We start from the raw sequence: 17724 nt of genomic DNA, 5'->3' as shown, positions 1-17724 counted from the left end.
GCCCTTGTTCGGCGTCGGGTCCGGGGGCCCTCCGGGCTCGACTCCTCGGGGTCGGCGGCGTACAGGTCTGTTGCATTGAGCACCCGGGTGTTGCCGCCGATCCCCTGCGGGGCCGACCCTGCACGTCCCCTCCCGCGCGGTCGAGGACGTGGCTCCGTTGCGGTGCGGGCGCAGGCGAAGGCTCGCTGGTTCGGGGCGGTGGATGGGGTGCGGCGCGAAGCTCCGCGGGGGAGCCTGGTCCAGCGGCGCGAAGCTGCCGCCGTGGGGTTGTGAGGCGCGCCGGCCCCACATGAACTCCCTCTCCGAACCCGCACCGGGCCGGTGCGCAGGCCCGGGCGGTGCGTGGCCGGCGCGGCGAGGGGCGCGGCCCCACGAGACCCCCGCGTGCCGCACAGCTAGGGGGCGTGGGGCGCAGGTCCCGCAGGAACAGCCGACCGTGCTCGCCAGGACCACGCGCCGAAGGCCAGGGCCAGTACCGCGCCCGCCCCCAGGAGCCACCACGACGTCACCCGCAGCGTCGCCGTCAGCGCTTCGAACACCGCCTCCGCCGCCGGGCGGTCCACGTCCGGGGGGAGGTCGTCGAGCGCCAGACCCCGGCCGATCGTCAGGGCCAGGCGCAGGAGCGCGCCGCCGATCACCAGGGCCGCGCCCAGGAGCGCGAGGGCGTTCAGGCGGCGCCGGGCGAGGACGATCGCCGCCGCCGCGAGGAGCAGGGTGACCACCGGGAGCCGTACGCCCCAGAACTGGAGGTCCGCGAAGATCTCGCGCGCGGCTCCGAGCTTGTCCGCCTCCAGGATCGTGATCCTCGTGTTCCCCACCGGGACCTGGTCGGCGAACGGCACCCCCTCGTCGCTCAGCTGCTGCTTCACCTGCTCGATCACCGGCGCCAGGTCGATGCTCGCGGTGTTCACGTCGTCGCTCGTCAGCGCCTGTTCGACCGCGGTGTGGGCCGCGCGGTTCACCGTGTTCCAGGCGATCCGGTACGCGTCGGTCCCGGCGAAGGAGATCACCGCCTCGTGCACCAGGTTCTCCACACCCTGCTGGAGCGGCCCCGCGTCGATCTTCTTCATGACCTCCGCGGTGATGCGGTCCGCCACCGCGTTCTGCACGGCGCGGTCGGCGGCGAGCGGCTCCATCGCCGTGACGTATCTGTCGGTGTCGCCGATCTCGCGGTCCGCCCACACGGCCAGCGCGCTCAGCGGCGTCAGAAGAGCCACGAGCACGATGAGCACCGCCGTCAGAACGCTCCGCACTCCTCCAGGGAACGCGGGCCCCGCCGGGCGCGCGAGCCGTGGGCCGCCGACCGGGCTGATGGCCGGCCGCTCCGACTTGCCCGCGGCGCTGCGCGGGTGTGCTCTGAAGTGAGGACGAGGGAAGGAGTTCTCCGTCATGGCTGCTCACGCAACGATGCCCGCACGGCACCACGGATCGCTCAGCTGGGCCATGCCGCTGGGGCTGGGCACGCTCTTCGGTTTCTACGCGGGGTTCCTCCGTCGCACCGGCGAGGCCGTCAGCTGGTGGGACGTTCTCTACGGGGTGGTCGCCGGGTTGATCTTCACGGCGGTCGCCTACGGTCTCGGCCGCATCCAGAACGCCCTGCCGCGTGAGGTCCGCGCGGGCGCGTACGCGGTGGTGTGCGGCATGTCCATCGGCTTCCTGCACAGCTTGACGGGGACCAGCATCCTGCGGTCGGCGGGGATGGGGCTCATATTCGCCGCCGTGATGTTCGTCGTCTCCTACTACGTGTTCCACATGCGGGAGGACTGAATAGGTCGAGGACTACGTCTCCGACCTGCGGCGTCTTCCTCCTCGCGCGGCCGCCAGATCTCATCTCGCGGCCGCGCGCCGCCGTCTCGCGCCTGCTGGGTGAGGAGCAACCGCAGGAGGGAGGCGCATCGTGCATGAGACACCGCTGCGCGTCGCGGTCATCATCGGCAGCACCCGTGAGGGCCGCGTCGGCGAGAAGGTCGGACGCTGGTTCACGGAGCGTGCCGCCGAGCGGGCCGATGTGGACCTCTGCGTCGTCGACCTGATCGACTTCGACTTCCCGGCCCGCTACCCGGACCGTGCGACCGCGCGGATGCGGGACTTCGTCTCGGAGATCGGCCGCGCCGACGCCTTCGTGGTCGTCACCCCCGAGTACAACCGGTCCTTCCCCGCCTCCCTCAAGCAGGCCATCGACTACGCGTACGACGAGTGGCGGACCAAGCCGGTCGCGTTCGTCAGCTACGGCCACGGGTCCCGCGGTCTGTACGCCGTGGAGCAGCTGCGCTCGGTCTTCACCGAGCTGCACACCGTGACCCTGCGCAACGGTGTGAGCATCAACCTGCTCGACGACACGGGCGAGGACCGGGACCGTGCCGCCGCACTGATGCTGGACCAGCTCGGGTGGTGGGGGCTCGCGCTGCGCGAGGCCCGGGCCGCCCGGCCGTATGTCTCCTAGCGAGTGGCGAGTGGCGAGTGGCGAGTGGCGAGTGGCGAATGCTCGCACCGGCACCGATGACTTCCGGTGGCCGCACCGGTCACCACCCTGGACCTCCGACGACCTCACCTGACCCCCCGCCGACCATGCGAAGGAACGACGATGAGCACAGAACTGGCAATCGAGACCGCGGGCCTGGTGAAGGTCTTCGGTGAGAACCGGGCGGTGGACGGGGTCGATCTGTCCGTACCGGCCGGCACCGTCTACGGGGTACTCGGGCCGAACGGCGCCGGCAAGACGACGACGGTGAGAATGCTGGCCACCCTGCTGCGGCCGGACGGCGGCGAGGCCCGTGTCTTCGGCAAGGACGTGCAGAAGGACGCGGACGCCGTGCGCAGCAGGGTCAGTCTCACCGGGCAGTACGCCTCGGTCGACGAGGACCTCACGGGTACCGAGAATCTTGTGCTGCTGGCACGGCTGCTCGGTCACGCCAAGCCGGCCGCGAAGGAGCGGGCCGGTCAGTTGCTCGACGCCTTCGGCCTGTCCGAGGCGTCCGACAAGCAGGTGAAGAACTACTCGGGCGGTATGCGGCGCCGTATCGACATCGCCGCCTCCATCCTGAACACCCCGGACCTGCTGTTCCTGGACGAGCCGACCACCGGTCTCGACCCGCGCAGCCGCAACCAGGTGTGGGACATCGTGCGCGCGGTGGTCGCCCAGGGCACGACGGTGCTGCTGACCACGCAGTATCTGGACGAGGCGGACCGTCTGGCGTCCCGTATCGCCGTGATCGACCACGGCAAGGTGATCGCGGAGGGCACGAAGGGCGAGCTCAAGGCATCGGTCGGCTCCGGCGCGGTGCATCTGCGGCTGCGGGACGCCGAGCAGCGGCCGGAGGCCGAGCGGGTGCTGGCGGCGGCGCTGGGGGCGGAGGTCCTGCTGGACGCCGATCCACTCGCGCTGACCGCCCGGGTGAACGGGCACGGCACCCAGCAGGGTGCCGCCGAGCAGGCCGCGCGGGCGCTGGCCGAGCTGGCGCGCACCGGGATCACTGTGGACAACTTCGCGCTGGGACAGCCCAGCCTGGACGAGGTCTTCCTCGCCCTGACCGACAAGAAGGGGGCGGCGGTATGAGCACCGCGACGACGACGAAGTCCGTCAAGGACGGCGAGGACCTGGCACTCGAAGCACCGAAGGCCGAGGATCTGGCCGCGCTGCTGGTGGGCAAGGAGCGCCCACCGAGGCCGAGCGCGATCTCCGCGTCGCTGACGTTCGGCTGGCGGGCGATGCTGAAGATCAAGCATGTGCCGGAGCAACTGTTCGATGTGACGGCGTTCCCGATCATGATGGTGCTGATGTACACGTACCTCTTCGGAGGTGCGCTGGCCGGCTCGGCCTCGCAGTACATCCAGTTCCTGCTGCCGGGCATCCTGACGATGAGCGTCGTGATGATCACGATGTACACGGGCGTCGCGGTCAACACCGACATCACCAAGGGTGTCTTCGACCGGTTCCGTACGTTGCCGATCTGGCGGCCGGCGCCGATGGTGGGCTACCTGCTCGGTGACGTCGTCCGCTACTTCCTCGCCTCCGTGGTGATGCTGACCGTCGGCATGATCATCGGCTACCGCGCCGACGGCGGGGTGATGGGCGTCCTCATGGGCGTGGCCCTGCTGATGGTCTTCTCGTTCTCCTTCTCCTGGATCTGGACGATGTTCGGTCTGCTGCTGCGGACCGAGAAGTCGGTGATGGGCGTCAGCATGATGGTGATCTTCCCGCTGACGTTCCTGAGCAATGTCTTCGTCGACCCGAAGACGATGCCGGGCTGGCTCCAGGCGTTCGTCAACAACAGCCCGGTGACCCATGTGGCCACGGCGGTACGGGAGTTGATGGCGGGCAACTGGCCGGCGGCGGACATCGCCTGGTCGCTGGGCTGGGCCGCGCTGTTCGTGGTGGTCTTCGGTTCTGTGACGATGCGTCTCTACAACCGCAAGTAGCGGGCGGTACTTCGCGGCGGGCGTCCCCGGGTCACCGGGGGCGCCCGCAGTGCTGTGCGCGGCTGCCGAGGGCCGTTGTTGACCTTCACCCGGGGGGAAGCACCAGCATCGGCGGGGCCGGGCGAGGTGCCCGGCGCGAGGAGGTACACATGGGCCTGCTGACGATCGGCGCGTTCGCCCGCGCATCCAGGCTGTCCGCGAAGGCGCTGCGCCGCTACGACGAACTGGACTTGCTGCCGCCTGCCCACGTCGACACATGCACCGGCTACCGGTACTACGACGAGGCGCAAGTGGAGCGGGCCCGGCTGGTGGCATGGCTGCGGCGGGTCGGGATGCCGCTGGCGCGTGTCCGGGACGTCTGCGACCTGTACGCGTCCGATCCGGCCGCGGCGGCCCGCGACATCCGGGCCTACTGGGCCGGGGTGGAGGCGGAGACCGCCGCCCGCCGCGATCTGGCGGCCTTCCTCGCCGACCAGCTGTCAGGAAAGGACACCGGCACCATGTCTCAGCTCACCGCACCCCTGGGAATCCGCTACGCCGCGCGCACGGACCGCGGACTCGTCCGCGAGACCGACCAGGACTCCGCCTACGCGGGCCCCCATCTGCTCGCCGTCGCCGACGGGTTCGGCGGTCAGGGCGCACCCGCCGGAGCGGCGGCGATCGACGCGCTCAAGGACCTGGACGACGCCGGCTCGGCCGGCTCGGCGCGTATCGGCGATCTGCTCAATGCCCTGGAGGACGCCCTCGACCGGGCCAACTCCGCCGTGAGCGGCTTCGACGGCTCCGGCACGACCCTCACCGCGATGGTGTGGACGGGCTCCCGGCTCGCGCTCGTGCACATCGGCGACACCCGGGCCTGTCTGCTGCGGGACGGGGAGTTTTTCCGGATCACGCACGATCACACCGTGGTGCAGTCGATGATCGACGACGGCAGCCTCACTCCCGAGGAGGCGGTGACACATCCTCAGCGGGCGATGCTGCTGAGGGCGCTCGACGGACGTGCGGAGTCCGGCCGGGCGGATCTGAGGCTGCACGAGGCGCGGCCCCACGACCGGTATCTGCTGTGCTCGGACGGCCTGTTCACGGTGGTGGCCGACGAAGACGTACGGCACACACTCGCCACGGTCGATGCCCCGGACGAGGCGGTCGGTGAACTCATCGCCCGCGCCCGTCGCGCGGGAGGCCCGGACAACATCGCCTGTGTGGTCGCCGATGTGGTGCCGCTGTGACGCCGGCGGATCCCGCGCTGCACCTCACGCTGCATCGGATGCGAGCCCGCCGCCTGGAGGGTGAGGTGAGGCGAGCGGGCACTGCCTCGTCCGCGCTGCCCGCCGCGCCCCCCGGGCCTCAGAGCAGCCAGTCCACGGGGCGGCCCGGGCGGTAGGAGCAGTACGAACCCGTCGTGACCGACTCCCTCAGGTGCGCGGCCAGTTCGGGGTGGAGGGCGTCCAGTTTGCGGAGGGTGTCGCGGATGCGGGCCGTGACCGTCTTGCGGGCGCGTTCCGCCTCGTCCCCCAGTCGCCGGGTCCGGCCGCCCAGGCCGGCCGCCGTGCGCAACTCGTCCAGCAGCGCCGCCCGTTCGCGGCCGAACTCCTCAGACCTGCGGTCGTCGCCCAGCTCCGCCGCCCGGTCGATCTCCTCGTCCAGGCGCTCCAGCCGTCGCCGGTAACGGGCCTTGGCCTCCTCGTCGAGGACCGGGTCCCCGCCGAAGCTGCGGGCGGCGACCACCGCGTCACCGCCCTCGGGGTCGAGCAGGACCACGGCGGACAGGTCGTCGCCCGCATGCGTCATCAGGGTGTGCAGATCGCGCAGCCCCTTGGCATCGGGGACATGGACACCGCGGCCCGCGAACTCGAGCGCCCACACGGTTCCGTCGCGGCGGAAACGCTGCCGGGCCAAGTGGGGCTGCGCCGCCTCGGCGGCGAGTTCGGGGGAGACGGAGCCCACTCCGGCGTAGGCGTCGGCCGACCGGGCGTACGCGCTCAGGTCGTCTGCGCCCCTGGTGGACGCGGCCGCGCGCGGCGGGACCCCGTCCAGCAAATGCGCCAGCCCCAGCTCCTCCGCCTCGCGCCGGGTCGACGCGGCCAGTTCCGCCATGTCGCCGCCGGAGCCCAGCAGATCCAGCAGCGCCGCCCGCGCCCGCACCGACCAGGGTCTCGCCCGCAGCCGGTCCGCCGAGGTGTACGCGGCGGTCAGCGCCGCCACCGCATCCTCCCGGCGTCCGCGCGCCGCGTCGAGCATCCCCAGCCAGAGGTCGACGGGCCCGCTGATGTCGCAGCCGTACAGCGAGACGACCCACTGGCCCGTATACGGCGCGAGCGCGGCCCTGGCCTCGTCGATCCGGGCCGGGTCGCCGGACGCCGCGGCCGCGTGGGCGCGCAGCCGCATCCACAGCGGCGCGAAGATCCGGGGCACCGGGTCCGGCCGGGCCGCGATCTCGTCCACGAACCGCAGCGCCACGGCCGTGCGGCCCTGCTCGACCGCGGTGAGCCCCGCCAGCAGCGGCGGATGTGGATGGCCTTGGTCGGTGAGCGTCCCGACCACGGTTTCCGCCTCGTCGAACCGGCCCTGGAGGAGGAACAATGCCCAGTGCATATGGGCGGCCATGAAGGCGAACGGCGGATGCTCGTGCTGGAGCCCGATCGCGGCGGAGAGCAGATCGGACGCCTCCGCGAACCGGCCGCGCAGCGCCGCGATGAGGGACCGGTCGATGGCCATGCCCAGCTCGAACCGGCGCACCCCCGCCCGCTCGGCCAGGGCGGTGAAGGTGCGCACCTGGTCGAGATAGCGCGGGTCGCCGAGCTCCAGGAGCGTCACCCAGCGCATGGCCGCCGCGTGCATCTCCATGTCGCGGTTGCCCGTGCGGCGGGCGACCTCGCCCATCTCCGCGGTGAGCTGGAGGCGTTCCTCGGAGGTGCCGAGCCCCCAGATCGAGTCGTGCCGCGCCCACAGGGAGAACGCGAGCGCCTCGTCGTCCTCGCCGCGCCGCGCCAGCGCCGTGGTCCGCACCGCCAGGTCCTGAGCGATCCGCTCCGGCGTCAGGCCGGCCAGTTCCTCGCCGTTTCCGCCGGCCAGCGCGCGGTACGCCTCGCGCAGCAGCTCGACGCCCGACGCCTCCTCGCCGCCCAGCATGCCCCCGTGCTGGTGGAGGGTGATGGCGATGCGGGCGAGCACCTCGGGGTCGTCCACCGCGCGCGCCAGATCGACGGCGAGGTCGAGGAAGCGACGGCCCTCGGCCTCGTCGCCGTAGTGCCGCAGCTCACCGCCGAGGTCGAGGGCGACCAGAGCGGCCCGGCGCCGGTCGTCGCCGGCGGCCTCCAGCGCCCGCCGGTAGTGCCCGACGGCCTCCTCGCCCGAGAGCCTGCCGGAGGCGTCGCGCGCCGCCGCGAGCAGCAGGTCGACCCGCCGGTCCCGCTCCAGCTCGTCGCCGGCCAGATGGGCGTGCCGCGCCAGATCGGCGGGGAAGACCTTCTCGCTGAGGCCGGGGGTGCGGTCCAGCGCCCGTACGACGTCGGCGTGCCGCTCACGAATCCGCTGCTCGTCGAGCGCCTCGTACAGCGTCTCGCGGACGAGGTCGTGGGCGAAGGCGAACCGTCCGCCGCTGCGCACGGTGACCAGACGGGCCGTGACCGCCCGGTCCAGCAGCCGGTCCACGTGCGGGACGGGCGAGGACGAGGCCGCCGCGAGCACCTGGCGATGGAACTCCCGGCCCAGCACGGCCGCGGTGTCGAGCAGCCAGCTCACCGGCTCCGGCAACAGCGCGAGGCGTCGCCGCACCGCCTCGCGCACCCCCGGCGCGACGGTGGTGACCGGGCTGCCGCTGTGCCAGATCCTGGCGGTCTGCTCGACGAAGAAGGGGTTCCCGCCGGTGCGGCGGTGGACCTCCTCGACGAGGTCCGGCTCCGGCTCCACACCGGCGGTCAGCGCGATGAGCGCGCCCACCTCCTCGCGCTGGAGTCCGGTGAGGGTCACGGTCGCGGCGGCGCGGGCCGCCAGCGGGGCGATGAGCTGCCGCAGCGGGTGGTCGGGCGTCTCCACCTCGACGTCGCGGTACGTGCCCACCAGCAGCAGCCGCTCGAACCACGCGTGCTGGGCGGCGAATTCGAGCAGTTTCAGCGATGCCGGGTCGGCCCAGTGCAGATCGTCGAGCACGACCACCAGCGGCCGTTTCTGCGAGACCGTGACCAGGGCGGTCGTCACCGCGTCGTACAGCTGGAAGCTCTCCCCGCCGTCGCCCTCGCCGGGCTCCTCGCCGAGCAGGACGGCGAGCCGCCCGCCCGCCGCCTTCCCGGCCTCGGCCCACTCCGCCTCGTCGACCCCCCGCCGCAGTCCGCGCACGACCTGGACCCACGGCCAGTACCCGGGGGCGCTGTCCGAGTCCCAGCAGGAGCCGCCCAGCACCAGGGCACCCCGCCGGCGCGCCTCGTCGGCGGCATCGGTGACCAGCGACGTCTTGCCGATGCCGGCCTCGCCGGTGACCAGCACCAGGCCCCCGTGGCTGTCCGTCGCCCGGCCGATCTCCGTCCGGAGGACGCCTGCGGGGTGGTCGCGCCCGATGAGAGCAGGGGTCATGCCGAAACCATAGGAGGCGCCACTGACAACCCGCACGCGAGAAAGCGCGCGGGCTCTCCCACCGGGCCCGGCGGCAGGCCCGCTGTCTCCCGGCCCGGTGCGCCCTCATGCCGTGCCGGACCTGTGCCGAACCACCGGACCGGCGGACGCTCGTGCCCGGCCGCCCGCACCCGGCCCGCCCGCCGGCAGGCCCCGTGCCCGGCCCGGTGGGCCCTCGTGCCGCGCCCCACCGACCCGCCGGCGGCCCGGCACCGCGCAGCCCGCCAGATCTCAGGCGAACGGCAGGGCCGGCACCGGCTCCGTCTTCTTCCCGGCCGTCCTTCCCGACGCCGTGGCCATGAACTCCGCCAGGTCCCGCCCGGCCCGCTCGATCCGATCGGGCAGCGTGTCCGTCAGCGCGTCGCCCGTGCCGCCCCAGTCCTCCGACGCCGCGTACACGGCGGTCGGCACGACCAGCGCCCGCAGATGGGCGAAGAGCGGGCGCATCGCGTGCTCCAGCACCAGCGAGTGGCGCGACGTGCCGCCGGTCGCCCCGATGAGCACCGGCTTGCCGGCCAGCGCCCCGACCTCGACGAGGTCGAAGAACGACTTGAAGAGCCCGCTGTAGGAGGCGGCGAAGACGGGGGACACGACGATCAGGCCGTCCGCCTCGGTCACCGCGTCGAGTGCCTCGCCGAGCGCGGCCGAAGGGAATCCCGTCACCAGGTGGTTGGCGATCGGAACGGCCAGTTCGCGCAGCTCGACCACGCGCACCTCCGGCTCCCGGCCACCGTTCTGCTCACCGAGCGAGCCGCGTACGGCCTCGGTGAGGCGGTCGGTGAGCAGCCGGGTCGACGAGGGCACGCTCAGTCCGGCGGAGACGGCCACCAGTTTCAGCGTCTGCTCGCTCATGCCGCCTCCTTCGCGTCCTCGTCCGTGGCTTCGTTCGTGTTCTCGTTCGTCGTGGTCCCGGGCTTCGCGTCCTTGCTCCGGACGGTGGCGACCGCCGGGTGCAGCGGGGCGCTCTCCGGCACGCCGGCCGGCCGCAGCGAGGCGAACTCCTTGCGCAGCACCGGGACGACCTCCTCGCCGAGGATGTCGAGCTGTTCGAGGACCGTCTTCAGGGGCAGACCCGCGTGGTCCATCAGGAACAGCTGCCGCTGGTAGTCACCGACCGCGTCGCGGAAGCCGAGCGTGCGCTCGATGACCTGCTGCGGCGATCCCACGGTCAGCGGGGTCTGCTCGGTGAAGTCCTCCAGCGAGGGCCCGTGTCCGTAGACCGGCGCGTTGTCGAAGTAGGGCCGGAACTCCCTGACCGCGTCCTGCGAGTTCTTCCGCATGTACACCTGGCCGCCGAGCCCCACGATGGCCTGCTCGGGCGTGCCGTGGCCGTAGTGGGCGTAGCGCCGCCGGTACAACCCGACCATCTTCTTCGTGTGGGACATCGGCCAGAAGATGTTGTTGTGGAAGAACCCGTCGCCGTAGTACGCGGCCTGCTCCGCGACCTCGGGCGAGCGGATGGAGCCGTGCCAGACGAACGGCGGTACGCCGTCCAGCGGGCGCGGGGTGGCCGTGAATGACTGGAGCGGTGTGCGGAACTTCCCTTCCCAGTCGACCACGTCCTCCCTCCACAGCCTGTGGAGGAGCGCGTAGTTCTCCACGGCGAGCGGTATGCCCTGGCGGATGTCCTTGCCGAACCAGGGGTAGACCGGCCCGGTGTTGCCGCGGCCCATCATCAGGTCGACCCGGCCGTCCGCGAGGTGCTGGAGGTACGCGTAGTCCTCGGCGATCTTCACCGGGTCGTTGGTGGTGATCAGCGTGGTCGAGGTGGACAGGATCAGGTTCTCGGTGCGGGCCGCGATGTGCCCGAGGAGGGTCGTCGGGGAGGACGGGACGAAGGGCGGGTTGTGGTGCTCGCCGGTGGCGAAGACGTCGAGGCCGATCTCCTCCGCCTTGAGGGCGATGGCGACGGTCGCCTTGATCCGCTCGTGCTCGCTCGGCGTACGGCCGTTGGTCGGGTCGGTCGTGACATCGCCGACGGTGAAGATGCCGAACTGCATGTGAGCCCACCTCTCGGGGTCGGTTGGTTGTTGAATGTTAAACCAAACCCTGTAACGGAGGCCCCGGTCTCCCTATTCCGGATTGTCGGTGGGCCCTGTCCGCCCTGTTCCGGGCCGTCGGCAGGCGCCCTCAGCCCAGGCCCGCGGCTTTGGGGAACAACTGGCGGAAGGCGTCGGCGGACTCCGAGCCCGAGCGACCGAACGGTGCGTCGAAGTCCCACACCAGGAAGAGGAGGAACGCGATCAGCGCGCTGAACAGACCGGCGAGCAGCAGCTCGCGGTAGGAGCGCCCGATCTGCATGGTGAAGATCAGCCCGACGGTCACCAGGGCGCCGGTGATGAGGCCGAACCACACCACGCCCGGCAGGGTCGCGCCGGCGTTCTGCTCCCGGGCGTTGCGCGCGTCGTCGGCGACCGCCACCTGGTCGAGCATCGGCTGGTACGCCTGGGCCTCCAGCTCACCCACGGGCACGCGCTTGGCGACGTCCGAACGCACCACGTCGAGCAGCTCGCCGCCCCGCCCGGTCAACTCCTGGCCGTCGATCATCCGCGGCCACTCCTGGTGGACGACGTGCGCGACGTACCGGTCGATGTCCGAGTGGAGCTGCCGCTGAACGTCGGGCGGGTAGACCTCGGCGCGCTGGGTGACCTCGTACAGAGCCTGCGCCTCACGGCGTACGTCGTCCTGCGCGGCGCTGCGTGCCTCCCACACGCCGGCGATGGCGAGGCCCAGCACGATGGCGTACACGACGCCGACCATCATCGTCATGTACTCGAGGACATCCGGGGTCTCGGCGGGCTCCTCGCCCGTTTCCTCGGCGTCGTGCCGCCGGCGCTGGAGAAGAAGGGTGGCGATGAGGACGACGGCGCAGGCGGCGGCCATCGCGATGGCCAGGACCAGCCATTCCGACATGGGCTCACTCCGAAAGATGTGATGGTGCGGTACGTGTGGTGTCGCTCAGGCGCGGCCGCGCCCCGGTCGCAGCAGGGCCGCGGCGAGCACTGCCGGTGTCGTGGTGACGAGCACCAGGACGACGAGGGGCATCCCCTCGCGCTGCGGCCTACCGGGCAACGGCCTGTGGTTGCGTACGGTCACGGCCTGCGGCGGAGCGGCGGGCGGACCGGCCGCGGGAGGCGGCGGCACGACTGCCGGCTCGGTCTCGGGAACGACCGGCGCGGGCGGCTGCGGAGTCGGCGGTACGGGTGAGGGTTCGGGCGCCGGGGGTGGCGGCGTCGGGCGTGGCTGCGGCGGTGCCGGGGTGGTCGGCGCGGGCGGTTCCGGCGCCGGCACCGGCGGCGGGCTGCTGGGCGGCGGCGGGCTCGGGGGCTCGGTCGGCGGTGGCTGGGAGGGCGGCGGTTCGGTCGGACACGGCTCGGGTGGCGGTGGCGGCGGTGGGGGGCAGTGCGTGAAGAGGTCCACGGACACGTCCACGTCGACCGACACGTCCACCACGTGGGCGCCCACTCCGGGCCCGCCCCCGACGGACACCTGCACCGAGGCGCACACGAGTCCGGGCAGATGGACGCTCCATGAGCCGTGCGGGGGCAGGTGCGCCACGCTCACGGTGCCGGCGAAGAGGGCGCCGAAGGAGGGGACGACGGAGCCGGGGTCCGGAAGGACCGGGCCGATGGGCGTCGCCGCCGGGGCCGGGTGCTCCCGGTCGCGCTCGGCATCGCCCTCGCGCGAGCCCGAGCCCGTACGTGCACCCGCGCCCGCGTCGGCAGGTGCGCCGGCACCCGCACCTCCGCTCGCGTCCGGGGCCGGGTCGTGACCAGGAGGTGCCGGGGCGGCGTCGTCCCGCAGCGCCGCCCGCTCCTCGTCATCCCGGCGCGGCCCGGCGTCCTCCCGGTCCGGCCCAGCGCTCTCGGTCTCGCTGTCGCGGACCGCGTCGGGCTCCGGCCCTCTGTCAGGCTCCGCGCCCGCCCGGGACTCCGAGCTCGCTTCCGGTCTCGGCTCCTGATCCGGCGGGGCCGGACCGGGCCTTGGCCCGGCCGGGGCGGAATCCCCCGTGGCCGGCTCGGCCTCCGTCCTGGAGACGGACGGGGCCGGAACCGGCTCGTCCGTCACTCCTGCCGCTACGGCCCCGATCCCCTGCGAGCCGAGAATCGCAACGATCCCCAGTGCACTCAACTGCTCCCATCCCGCCACATCGGCACGTTATGGGTGAAGGCCGGGCAGAGGGGACCACTTTCACACGGATAGGTGAATCATCCGGTTGTCGTACCGGACTCTCCGTGACGGTGGCCGTGACCGTGCCCACAAGGTTTTGCACCTTGTTGCAAAACCGGGGACCGGCGGCTAGAACTGAGAGCCACGACCCGTCCCGTGGAGGCCCCGATGAGCCAGCCGAGCACCGGCCCGTACCCCCATCTCCTGAGCCCGCTCGACCTCGGGTTCACCACGCTTCCCAACCGTGTGCTGATGGGCTCGATGCATGTGGGCCTCGAAGAGGCGGAGAACGGCTTCGAGCGGATGGCCGCCTTCTACGCGGCCCGCGCCCGCGGCGGCGTGGGGCTCATCGTCACCGGCGGCATCGCGCCCAACGACCGCGGCCGGCCGTACGAGGGCGGCGCCAAGCTCACCACGGAGGCGGAGGCGGCCCAGCACCGCACCGTCACCGAAGCGGTGCACGCCGAGGGCGGCCGGATCGCGCTCCAGATCCTGCACTTCGGCCGGTACGCGTACCACGCGGACCTCGTGGCCCCCAGCGCGCTCCAGGCGCCCATCAGCCCGTTCGTGCCGCACGCGCTCACCGACGAGGAGATCGAGGAGACGATCGAGGACTTCGTGCGCACCGCCGCTCTCGCGCAGTCGGCCGGCTACGACGGCGTCGAGATCATGGGCTCCGAGGGCTACTTCGTCAACGAGTTCATCGCGAGCGCCACCAACCACCGCACCGACCGCTGGGGCGGCTCGTACGAGAACCGCATCCGGCTGCCGCTGGAGATCGTCCGGCGTACCCGCGAGCGGGTCGGCCCCGACTTCATCCTGATCTACCGGCTCTCCATGCTCGACCTGGTCCCCGGCGGCTCCACGCTGGAGGAGGTCGTCACGCTCGCCCGGCGGATCGAGGCGGCCGGAGTGACCATCATCAACACCGGTATCGGCTGGCACGAGGCCCGTATCCCGACCATCGCGACCTCCGTGCCGCGCGGCGCCTACAGCTGGGTCACGAGCCGGCTGATGGGATCCGTCTCCGTGCCGCTCATCACCAGCAACCGCATCAACACCCCCGAGATCGCCGAGCAACTGCTCGCCGAGGGCCGCGCGGACATGGTGTCGCTGGCACGGCCCTTCCTCGCCGACCCCGAGTTCGTGGCCAAGGCGCAGGCCGGCCGCGCGGAGTCGATCAACACCTGCATCGGCTGCAACCAGGCCTGCCTGGACCACACGTTCAGCGGGAAGCTCACCTCCTGCCTGGTCAATCCGCGTGCCTGCCACGAGACCGAACTGGTGCTCTTCCCCACCCGGCTGCGCAAGCGCGTCGCCGTCGTGGGCGCCGGGCCCGCGGGTCTCGCGTGCGCGGTGTCGGCCGCCGAACGCGGACACGCCGTCACCCTCTTCGACTCCGCCGACGAGATCGGCGGACAGCTGAACATCGCCAAGCGGATCCCGGGCAAGGAGGAGTTCGACGAGACGCTGCGCTACTTCCGCAACCAGTTGGAGACGCACGGCGTGGAGGTCCGCCTCGGGGCCCGCGTCACCGCCGGCACCTTCGCGGCGGACGAGTACGACGAGATCGTCGTCGCCACCGGAGTGACGCCGAGGACCCCCGAGATCCCGGGCGTCGACCACCCGAGCGTCGTCAGCTACCTCGACGTCCTCCGCGACGGCGCAGCCGTCGGCGAGCGCGTCGCGGTCATCGGCGCCGGAGGCATCGGCTTCGACGTGGCGGAGTTCCTCACCGACGACGGCGAGGGCGCGAGCCTGGACGCCGGGACGTACTTCCGTCAGTGGGGTGTCGACACCGAGTATCAAGGCCGCGGCGGTCTCACCGAGGCGAAGCGCACCGCACCGGCCCGGGCCGTGCATCTGCTCCAGCGCAAGACCGGCAAGGTCGGCGCGGGGCTCGGCAAGACGACGGGCTGGATCCACCGCACGGAGCTCAAGCACCGCGGGGTGACGATGACCCCCGGCGCGACGTACGAGCGCATCGACGACGAGGGACTGCACCTCACGGTCGACGGCACGGCCACCGTCCTGCCGGTCGACACGGTGGTGCTGTGCGCGGGCCAGGAGCCGCAGCGCGGACTGTTCGACGAACTCGCCGCCGCCGGCCGCTCGGTCCATCTCATCGGCGGCGCCGATGTGGCGGCCGAGCTGGACGCGAAGCGCGCGATCGACCAGGGCACCCGCCTCGCGGCCGCGTTGTGACGGGCCGGCGCCGGCTCACGCGCAGCACCGCGGGCCGTGTGCTCATGCTCGGCGTTACGCCCGTTCCGCCGCGGTCCTCGGGCGGCCGACGGTGCTTTGTGGACACTCCCTAGGATCGGGCCATGTCGCTCCCGCACGCCATCCTCACGGCCCTGCTCGAAAAGTCCTCGTCGGGCCTGGAGCTGACCCGCCGCTTCGACAAGTCGATCGGCTACTTCTGGTCGGCCACCCATCAGCAGATCTACCGCGAGCTGGGCAAGCTGGAGCAGGCGGGCCAGATCCGGGCGCTGCCGTCCGCGCAGCCGACGCGCGGTCAGAAGAAGGAGTACGAGGTGCTGCCCGCGGGCCGCGCGGAGCTGGCCTCCTGGGTGGCGCGGCCGGAGGACCCGAGGCCGGTCCGCGACCCGCTGCTGCTGCGGCTGCGGGCCGCGGGTGTGGTGGGCGGGGACGGGCTGCGGGAGGAGTTGGAGCGGCATCTCGCCCTGCACCGGCGGCAGTTGGAGCAGTATCGCGAGATCGAGAAGCGCGACTTCGCGCCGGAGCGGACCGTCACCGAGCAGGACGCGCTGCGGCACATGGTGCTGCGCGGGGGCATCGAGCTGGAGTCGTTCTGGACGAAGTGGCTCACCGAGACCCTGGCGTCGCTCCCGGCCGTGCCCTGAGGCCTGCGCGTCCCGGTCCGGACGCGCGAACCGCCCCTGCTCGTCGAGGGCCGTCGAAGCGCGTCCCGGCTCGTCGGGCCCTCGCACGCGCGTGCGACCTTTCGACTCTCATCGAAAAGCTCGCGCCGGCGGGGCCCGTCCGTTGAGAATCGCGACCAGGCGGACCGGACGGGACTCCGTTCTCGGCAGGGCTACGGGGGTGGCCTGCCGAGGACGGAGCAGTCCGGCGTGCGGGAGCTGACGGGGCGTGAGACGGTCGCCGGGTGATGGATGCACTGATGGTCGCCATGGTCGCCGCCTGCTCGGCCGGCGCACTCGCCCTGCTGGTCACCTCGGCCCTCGGCCTGGTACGCGCCGACCGTGGCGATCCCTCCGACGAGGCGCGTGCCATGACGCTCGCGCTGTACGGCTGTGCGGTCGCCGTCGCAACCCTCGGGATGTTCGTCACGCTGCTGTGAGCGGCGCCCGACCCGGGTGGCTCACAGCCAGCCGTTGCGGCGGAAACTGCGGTGGATCACCAGACAGGCGATCACCATGACGGCCATCACCACCGGATAGCCGAAGGGCGAGCCCAGCCCCGGCATGTGCTCGAAGTTCATTCCGTACGCACCGCACACCATCGTCGGCACGGCCACGATCGCCGCCCACGCGGTGATCTTCCGCATGTCCTCGTTCTGGGTGACGGTCACCTGCGCCAAGTGAGCCTGGAGGATCGAGTCGAGCAGGGCGTCGTAGGAGCTGATCTGCTCGTTGATGCGCGCCAGATGGTCGACGAGGTCACGGAAGTACGGCTGTATCTCCGGGCCGACCGGTGGCAGCGGGGTGGTCGCGAGGGCCCACATCGGCTTGTTCAGCGGCGCCACGGCCCGCTTGAGCTCCAGCAGTTCGCGCTTGAGCTGGTAGATGTGCCCGGGGTCGGCGCGCCCCGCCGAGGCGTCGAAGACGGTGCTCTCGACGTCGTCGACATCGGTCTGCACGGCCTCGGCGACGACGAGGTAGTCGTCGACGACCCGGTCGGCTATCGCGTGCAGCACGGCGGCAGGCCCCTTGGACAACTGCTCGGTGTCCGCTTCGAGAGCCTCGCGGAGCGGGCCGAGCGAGCCGTGCCTGCCGTGCCTGACGGTGATGACGAAGTCCGTACCGGTGAAGACCGTGAGCTCGCCGGTGTCCACGACCTCGCTGGCGGAGGTGAGTTCGTCGTGCTCCACGTAGCGGCAGGTCTTGAAGACGGCGAACAGCGTGCTGTCGCGGGTGCCGTCCCCTTCGTACCGCTGGAGCTTGGGGCGCTGGTGTGCGTCCACCGCGTCCGCAACGGCCAGCGGGTGCAGCGCGAAGAGCTCGGCGAGTCCGGCGAACTCGGCCTCCGTCGGCTCGTGCAGGCCGATCCAGACGAAGCGGCGGCCGTGCTTGCGGACCTGGCGCAGGGCGTCCTCGGCGGAGGCGTGGCCGGACAGGCGCACCCCGTCCTCGTAGACCACGCAGTTGACCACCGAGCTGCCGAGCGGCGACCTCGCCGGATGGCTGAGGTCGACGCGGGTTTTGTGCGCACGCCGCACGGCACGGCGCAGGGTGCGGATCATCGGCACGGCGGAGCTCCTTCGAACGACCGCCGGTCAGTGTGCCACCCGACCCTGTCCCCTGTCGTCGGCGCAGGTGG

The 17724-nt window shown here is 72.0% G+C and carries 15 protein-coding genes; 8 read left to right on the top strand and 7 right to left on the bottom strand.

What is annotated here, in order from left to right; all coding sequences use genetic code 11:
* Window positions 1–395: 395 nt before the first annotated feature.
* The gene (locus ABTX78_RS10495) at window positions 396–1253 is read right to left on the bottom strand and encodes a hypothetical protein (RefSeq protein ID WP_352206404.1); all 858 of its coding nucleotides are present in this window, start codon (window positions 1251–1253) and stop codon (window positions 396–398) included.
* 136 nt (window positions 1254–1389) lie between these two features.
* Here ABTX78_RS10495 and ABTX78_RS10490 point away from each other — a divergent pair, with 136 nt between their 5' ends.
* The 5 genes from ABTX78_RS10490 (at window position 1390) to ABTX78_RS10470 (ending at window position 5648) form a co-directional block, all read left to right on the top strand.
* Window positions 1390–1767: a hypothetical protein gene (locus ABTX78_RS10490; RefSeq protein ID WP_352206403.1), complete on the top strand. Its 378-nt coding sequence runs from the start codon at window positions 1390–1392 to the stop codon at window positions 1765–1767.
* A 130-nt stretch (window positions 1768–1897) separates the two neighbouring features.
* Window positions 1898–2443: an NADPH-dependent FMN reductase gene (locus tag ABTX78_RS10485; protein ID WP_502993842.1), complete on the top strand. Its 546-nt coding sequence runs from the start codon at window positions 1898–1900 to the stop codon at window positions 2441–2443.
* A 141-nt stretch (window positions 2444–2584) separates the two neighbouring features.
* Window positions 2585–3556: an ATP-binding cassette domain-containing protein gene (locus ABTX78_RS10480; RefSeq protein ID WP_352206402.1), complete on the top strand. Its 972-nt coding sequence runs from the start codon at window positions 2585–2587 to the stop codon at window positions 3554–3556.
* Window positions 3553–4419: an ABC transporter permease gene (locus ABTX78_RS10475; protein ID WP_352206401.1), complete on the top strand. Its 867-nt coding sequence runs from the start codon at window positions 3553–3555 to the stop codon at window positions 4417–4419. Before ABTX78_RS10480 ends, ABTX78_RS10475 begins: the two co-directional genes overlap by 4 nt.
* Window positions 4420–4568: 149 nt before the next feature.
* Window positions 4569–5648, top strand: coding sequence for a MerR family transcriptional regulator (locus ABTX78_RS10470; protein ID WP_352206400.1), 1080 nt, complete (start codon window positions 4569–4571; stop codon window positions 5646–5648).
* Window positions 5649–5766: 118 nt separating this feature from the next.
* On the opposite strand, the gene ABTX78_RS10465 is transcribed toward ABTX78_RS10470, so the two are convergent.
* The 5 genes from ABTX78_RS10465 to ABTX78_RS10445 all read right to left on the bottom strand — a co-directional run bounded on the left by ABTX78_RS10465 (window position 5767) and on the right by ABTX78_RS10445 (window position 13179).
* On the bottom strand, window positions 5767–8991 hold the full coding sequence (locus ABTX78_RS10465) for an ATP-binding protein (protein ID WP_352206399.1): 3225 nt from the start codon (window positions 8989–8991) through the stop codon (window positions 5767–5769).
* A 270-nt stretch (window positions 8992–9261) separates the two neighbouring features.
* Window positions 9262–9882: an FMN reductase gene (locus ABTX78_RS10460; RefSeq protein WP_352206398.1), complete on the bottom strand. Its 621-nt coding sequence runs from the start codon at window positions 9880–9882 to the stop codon at window positions 9262–9264.
* Window positions 9879–11030, bottom strand: coding sequence for an LLM class flavin-dependent oxidoreductase (locus ABTX78_RS10455; protein WP_352206397.1), 1152 nt, complete (start codon window positions 11028–11030; stop codon window positions 9879–9881). The genes ABTX78_RS10460 and ABTX78_RS10455 overlap by 4 nt, the downstream gene beginning before the upstream one ends.
* Window positions 11031–11160: 130 nt before the next feature.
* The gene (locus ABTX78_RS10450; RefSeq protein ID WP_352206396.1) at window positions 11161–11943 is read right to left on the bottom strand and encodes a bestrophin-like domain; all 783 of its coding nucleotides are present in this window, start codon (window positions 11941–11943) and stop codon (window positions 11161–11163) included.
* 45 nt (window positions 11944–11988) lie between these two features.
* The gene (locus tag ABTX78_RS10445) at window positions 11989–13179 is read right to left on the bottom strand and encodes a hypothetical protein (protein ID WP_352206395.1); all 1191 of its coding nucleotides are present in this window, start codon (window positions 13177–13179) and stop codon (window positions 11989–11991) included.
* Window positions 13180–13368: 189 nt separating this feature from the next.
* On the opposite strand from ABTX78_RS10445, the gene ABTX78_RS10440 reads away from it, so the two are divergent.
* The 3 genes from ABTX78_RS10440 (at window position 13369) to ABTX78_RS10430 (ending at window position 16525) form a co-directional block, all read left to right on the top strand.
* The gene (locus ABTX78_RS10440; RefSeq protein ID WP_352206394.1) at window positions 13369–15405 is read left to right on the top strand and encodes an oxidoreductase; all 2037 of its coding nucleotides are present in this window, start codon (window positions 13369–13371) and stop codon (window positions 15403–15405) included.
* A 122-nt stretch (window positions 15406–15527) separates the two neighbouring features.
* A complete protein-coding gene (locus tag ABTX78_RS10435) occupies window positions 15528–16067 on the top strand; it encodes a PadR family transcriptional regulator (protein ID WP_352206393.1) in 540 nt (179 codons plus the stop codon).
* Between the two features lie 266 nt (window positions 16068–16333).
* Window positions 16334–16525: a hypothetical protein gene (locus tag ABTX78_RS10430; RefSeq protein WP_352206605.1), complete on the top strand. Its 192-nt coding sequence runs from the start codon at window positions 16334–16336 to the stop codon at window positions 16523–16525.
* Between the two features lie 21 nt (window positions 16526–16546).
* Here the strand turns inward: ABTX78_RS10430 and ABTX78_RS10425 are convergent, their stop codons facing one another.
* A complete protein-coding gene (locus ABTX78_RS10425) occupies window positions 16547–17647 on the bottom strand; it encodes a magnesium and cobalt transport protein CorA (RefSeq protein WP_352206604.1) in 1101 nt (366 codons plus the stop codon).
* Window positions 17648–17724 lie beyond the last annotated feature (77 nt).

The sequence above is a fragment of the Streptomyces sp. NPDC096193 genome (assembly GCF_040302905.1).
GTDB lineage: Bacteria > Actinomycetota > Actinomycetes > Streptomycetales > Streptomycetaceae > Streptomyces.
Note: the sequence above shows the minus strand (reverse complement) of the source record. Positions and strands in the feature narration are given on the sequence as shown.

What these genes read in the sequence shown, in the direction of transcription:
- ABTX78_RS10475 (WP_352206401.1), top strand. Translation starts at nt 3,553, where the DNA reads ATGAGCACCGCGACGACGACGAAGTCCGTCAAGGACGGCGAGGACCTG.
- ABTX78_RS10480 (WP_352206402.1), top strand. Translation starts at nt 2,585, where the DNA reads ATGAGCACAGAACTGGCAATCGAGACCGCGGGCCTGGTGAAGGTCTTC.
- ABTX78_RS10430 (WP_352206605.1), top strand. Translation starts at nt 16,334, where the DNA reads ATGGATGCACTGATGGTCGCCATGGTCGCCGCCTGCTCGGCCGGCGCA.
- ABTX78_RS10460 (WP_352206398.1), bottom strand. Translation starts at nt 9,882, where the DNA reads ATGAGCGAGCAGACGCTGAAACTGGTGGCCGTCTCCGCCGGACTGAGC.
- ABTX78_RS10465 (WP_352206399.1), bottom strand. Translation starts at nt 8,991, where the DNA reads ATGACCCCTGCTCTCATCGGGCGCGACCACCCCGCAGGCGTCCTCCGG.
- ABTX78_RS10435 (WP_352206393.1), top strand. Translation starts at nt 15,528, where the DNA reads ATGTCGCTCCCGCACGCCATCCTCACGGCCCTGCTCGAAAAGTCCTCG.
- ABTX78_RS10450 (WP_352206396.1), bottom strand. Translation starts at nt 11,943, where the DNA reads ATGTCGGAATGGCTGGTCCTGGCCATCGCGATGGCCGCCGCCTGCGCC.
- ABTX78_RS10490 (WP_352206403.1), top strand. Translation starts at nt 1,390, where the DNA reads ATGGCTGCTCACGCAACGATGCCCGCACGGCACCACGGATCGCTCAGC.
- ABTX78_RS10470 (WP_352206400.1), top strand. Translation starts at nt 4,569, where the DNA reads ATGGGCCTGCTGACGATCGGCGCGTTCGCCCGCGCATCCAGGCTGTCC.
- ABTX78_RS10455 (WP_352206397.1), bottom strand. Translation starts at nt 11,030, where the DNA reads ATGCAGTTCGGCATCTTCACCGTCGGCGATGTCACGACCGACCCGACC.
- ABTX78_RS10440 (WP_352206394.1), top strand. Translation starts at nt 13,369, where the DNA reads ATGAGCCAGCCGAGCACCGGCCCGTACCCCCATCTCCTGAGCCCGCTC.
- ABTX78_RS10425 (WP_352206604.1), bottom strand. Translation starts at nt 17,647, where the DNA reads ATGATCCGCACCCTGCGCCGTGCCGTGCGGCGTGCGCACAAAACCCGC.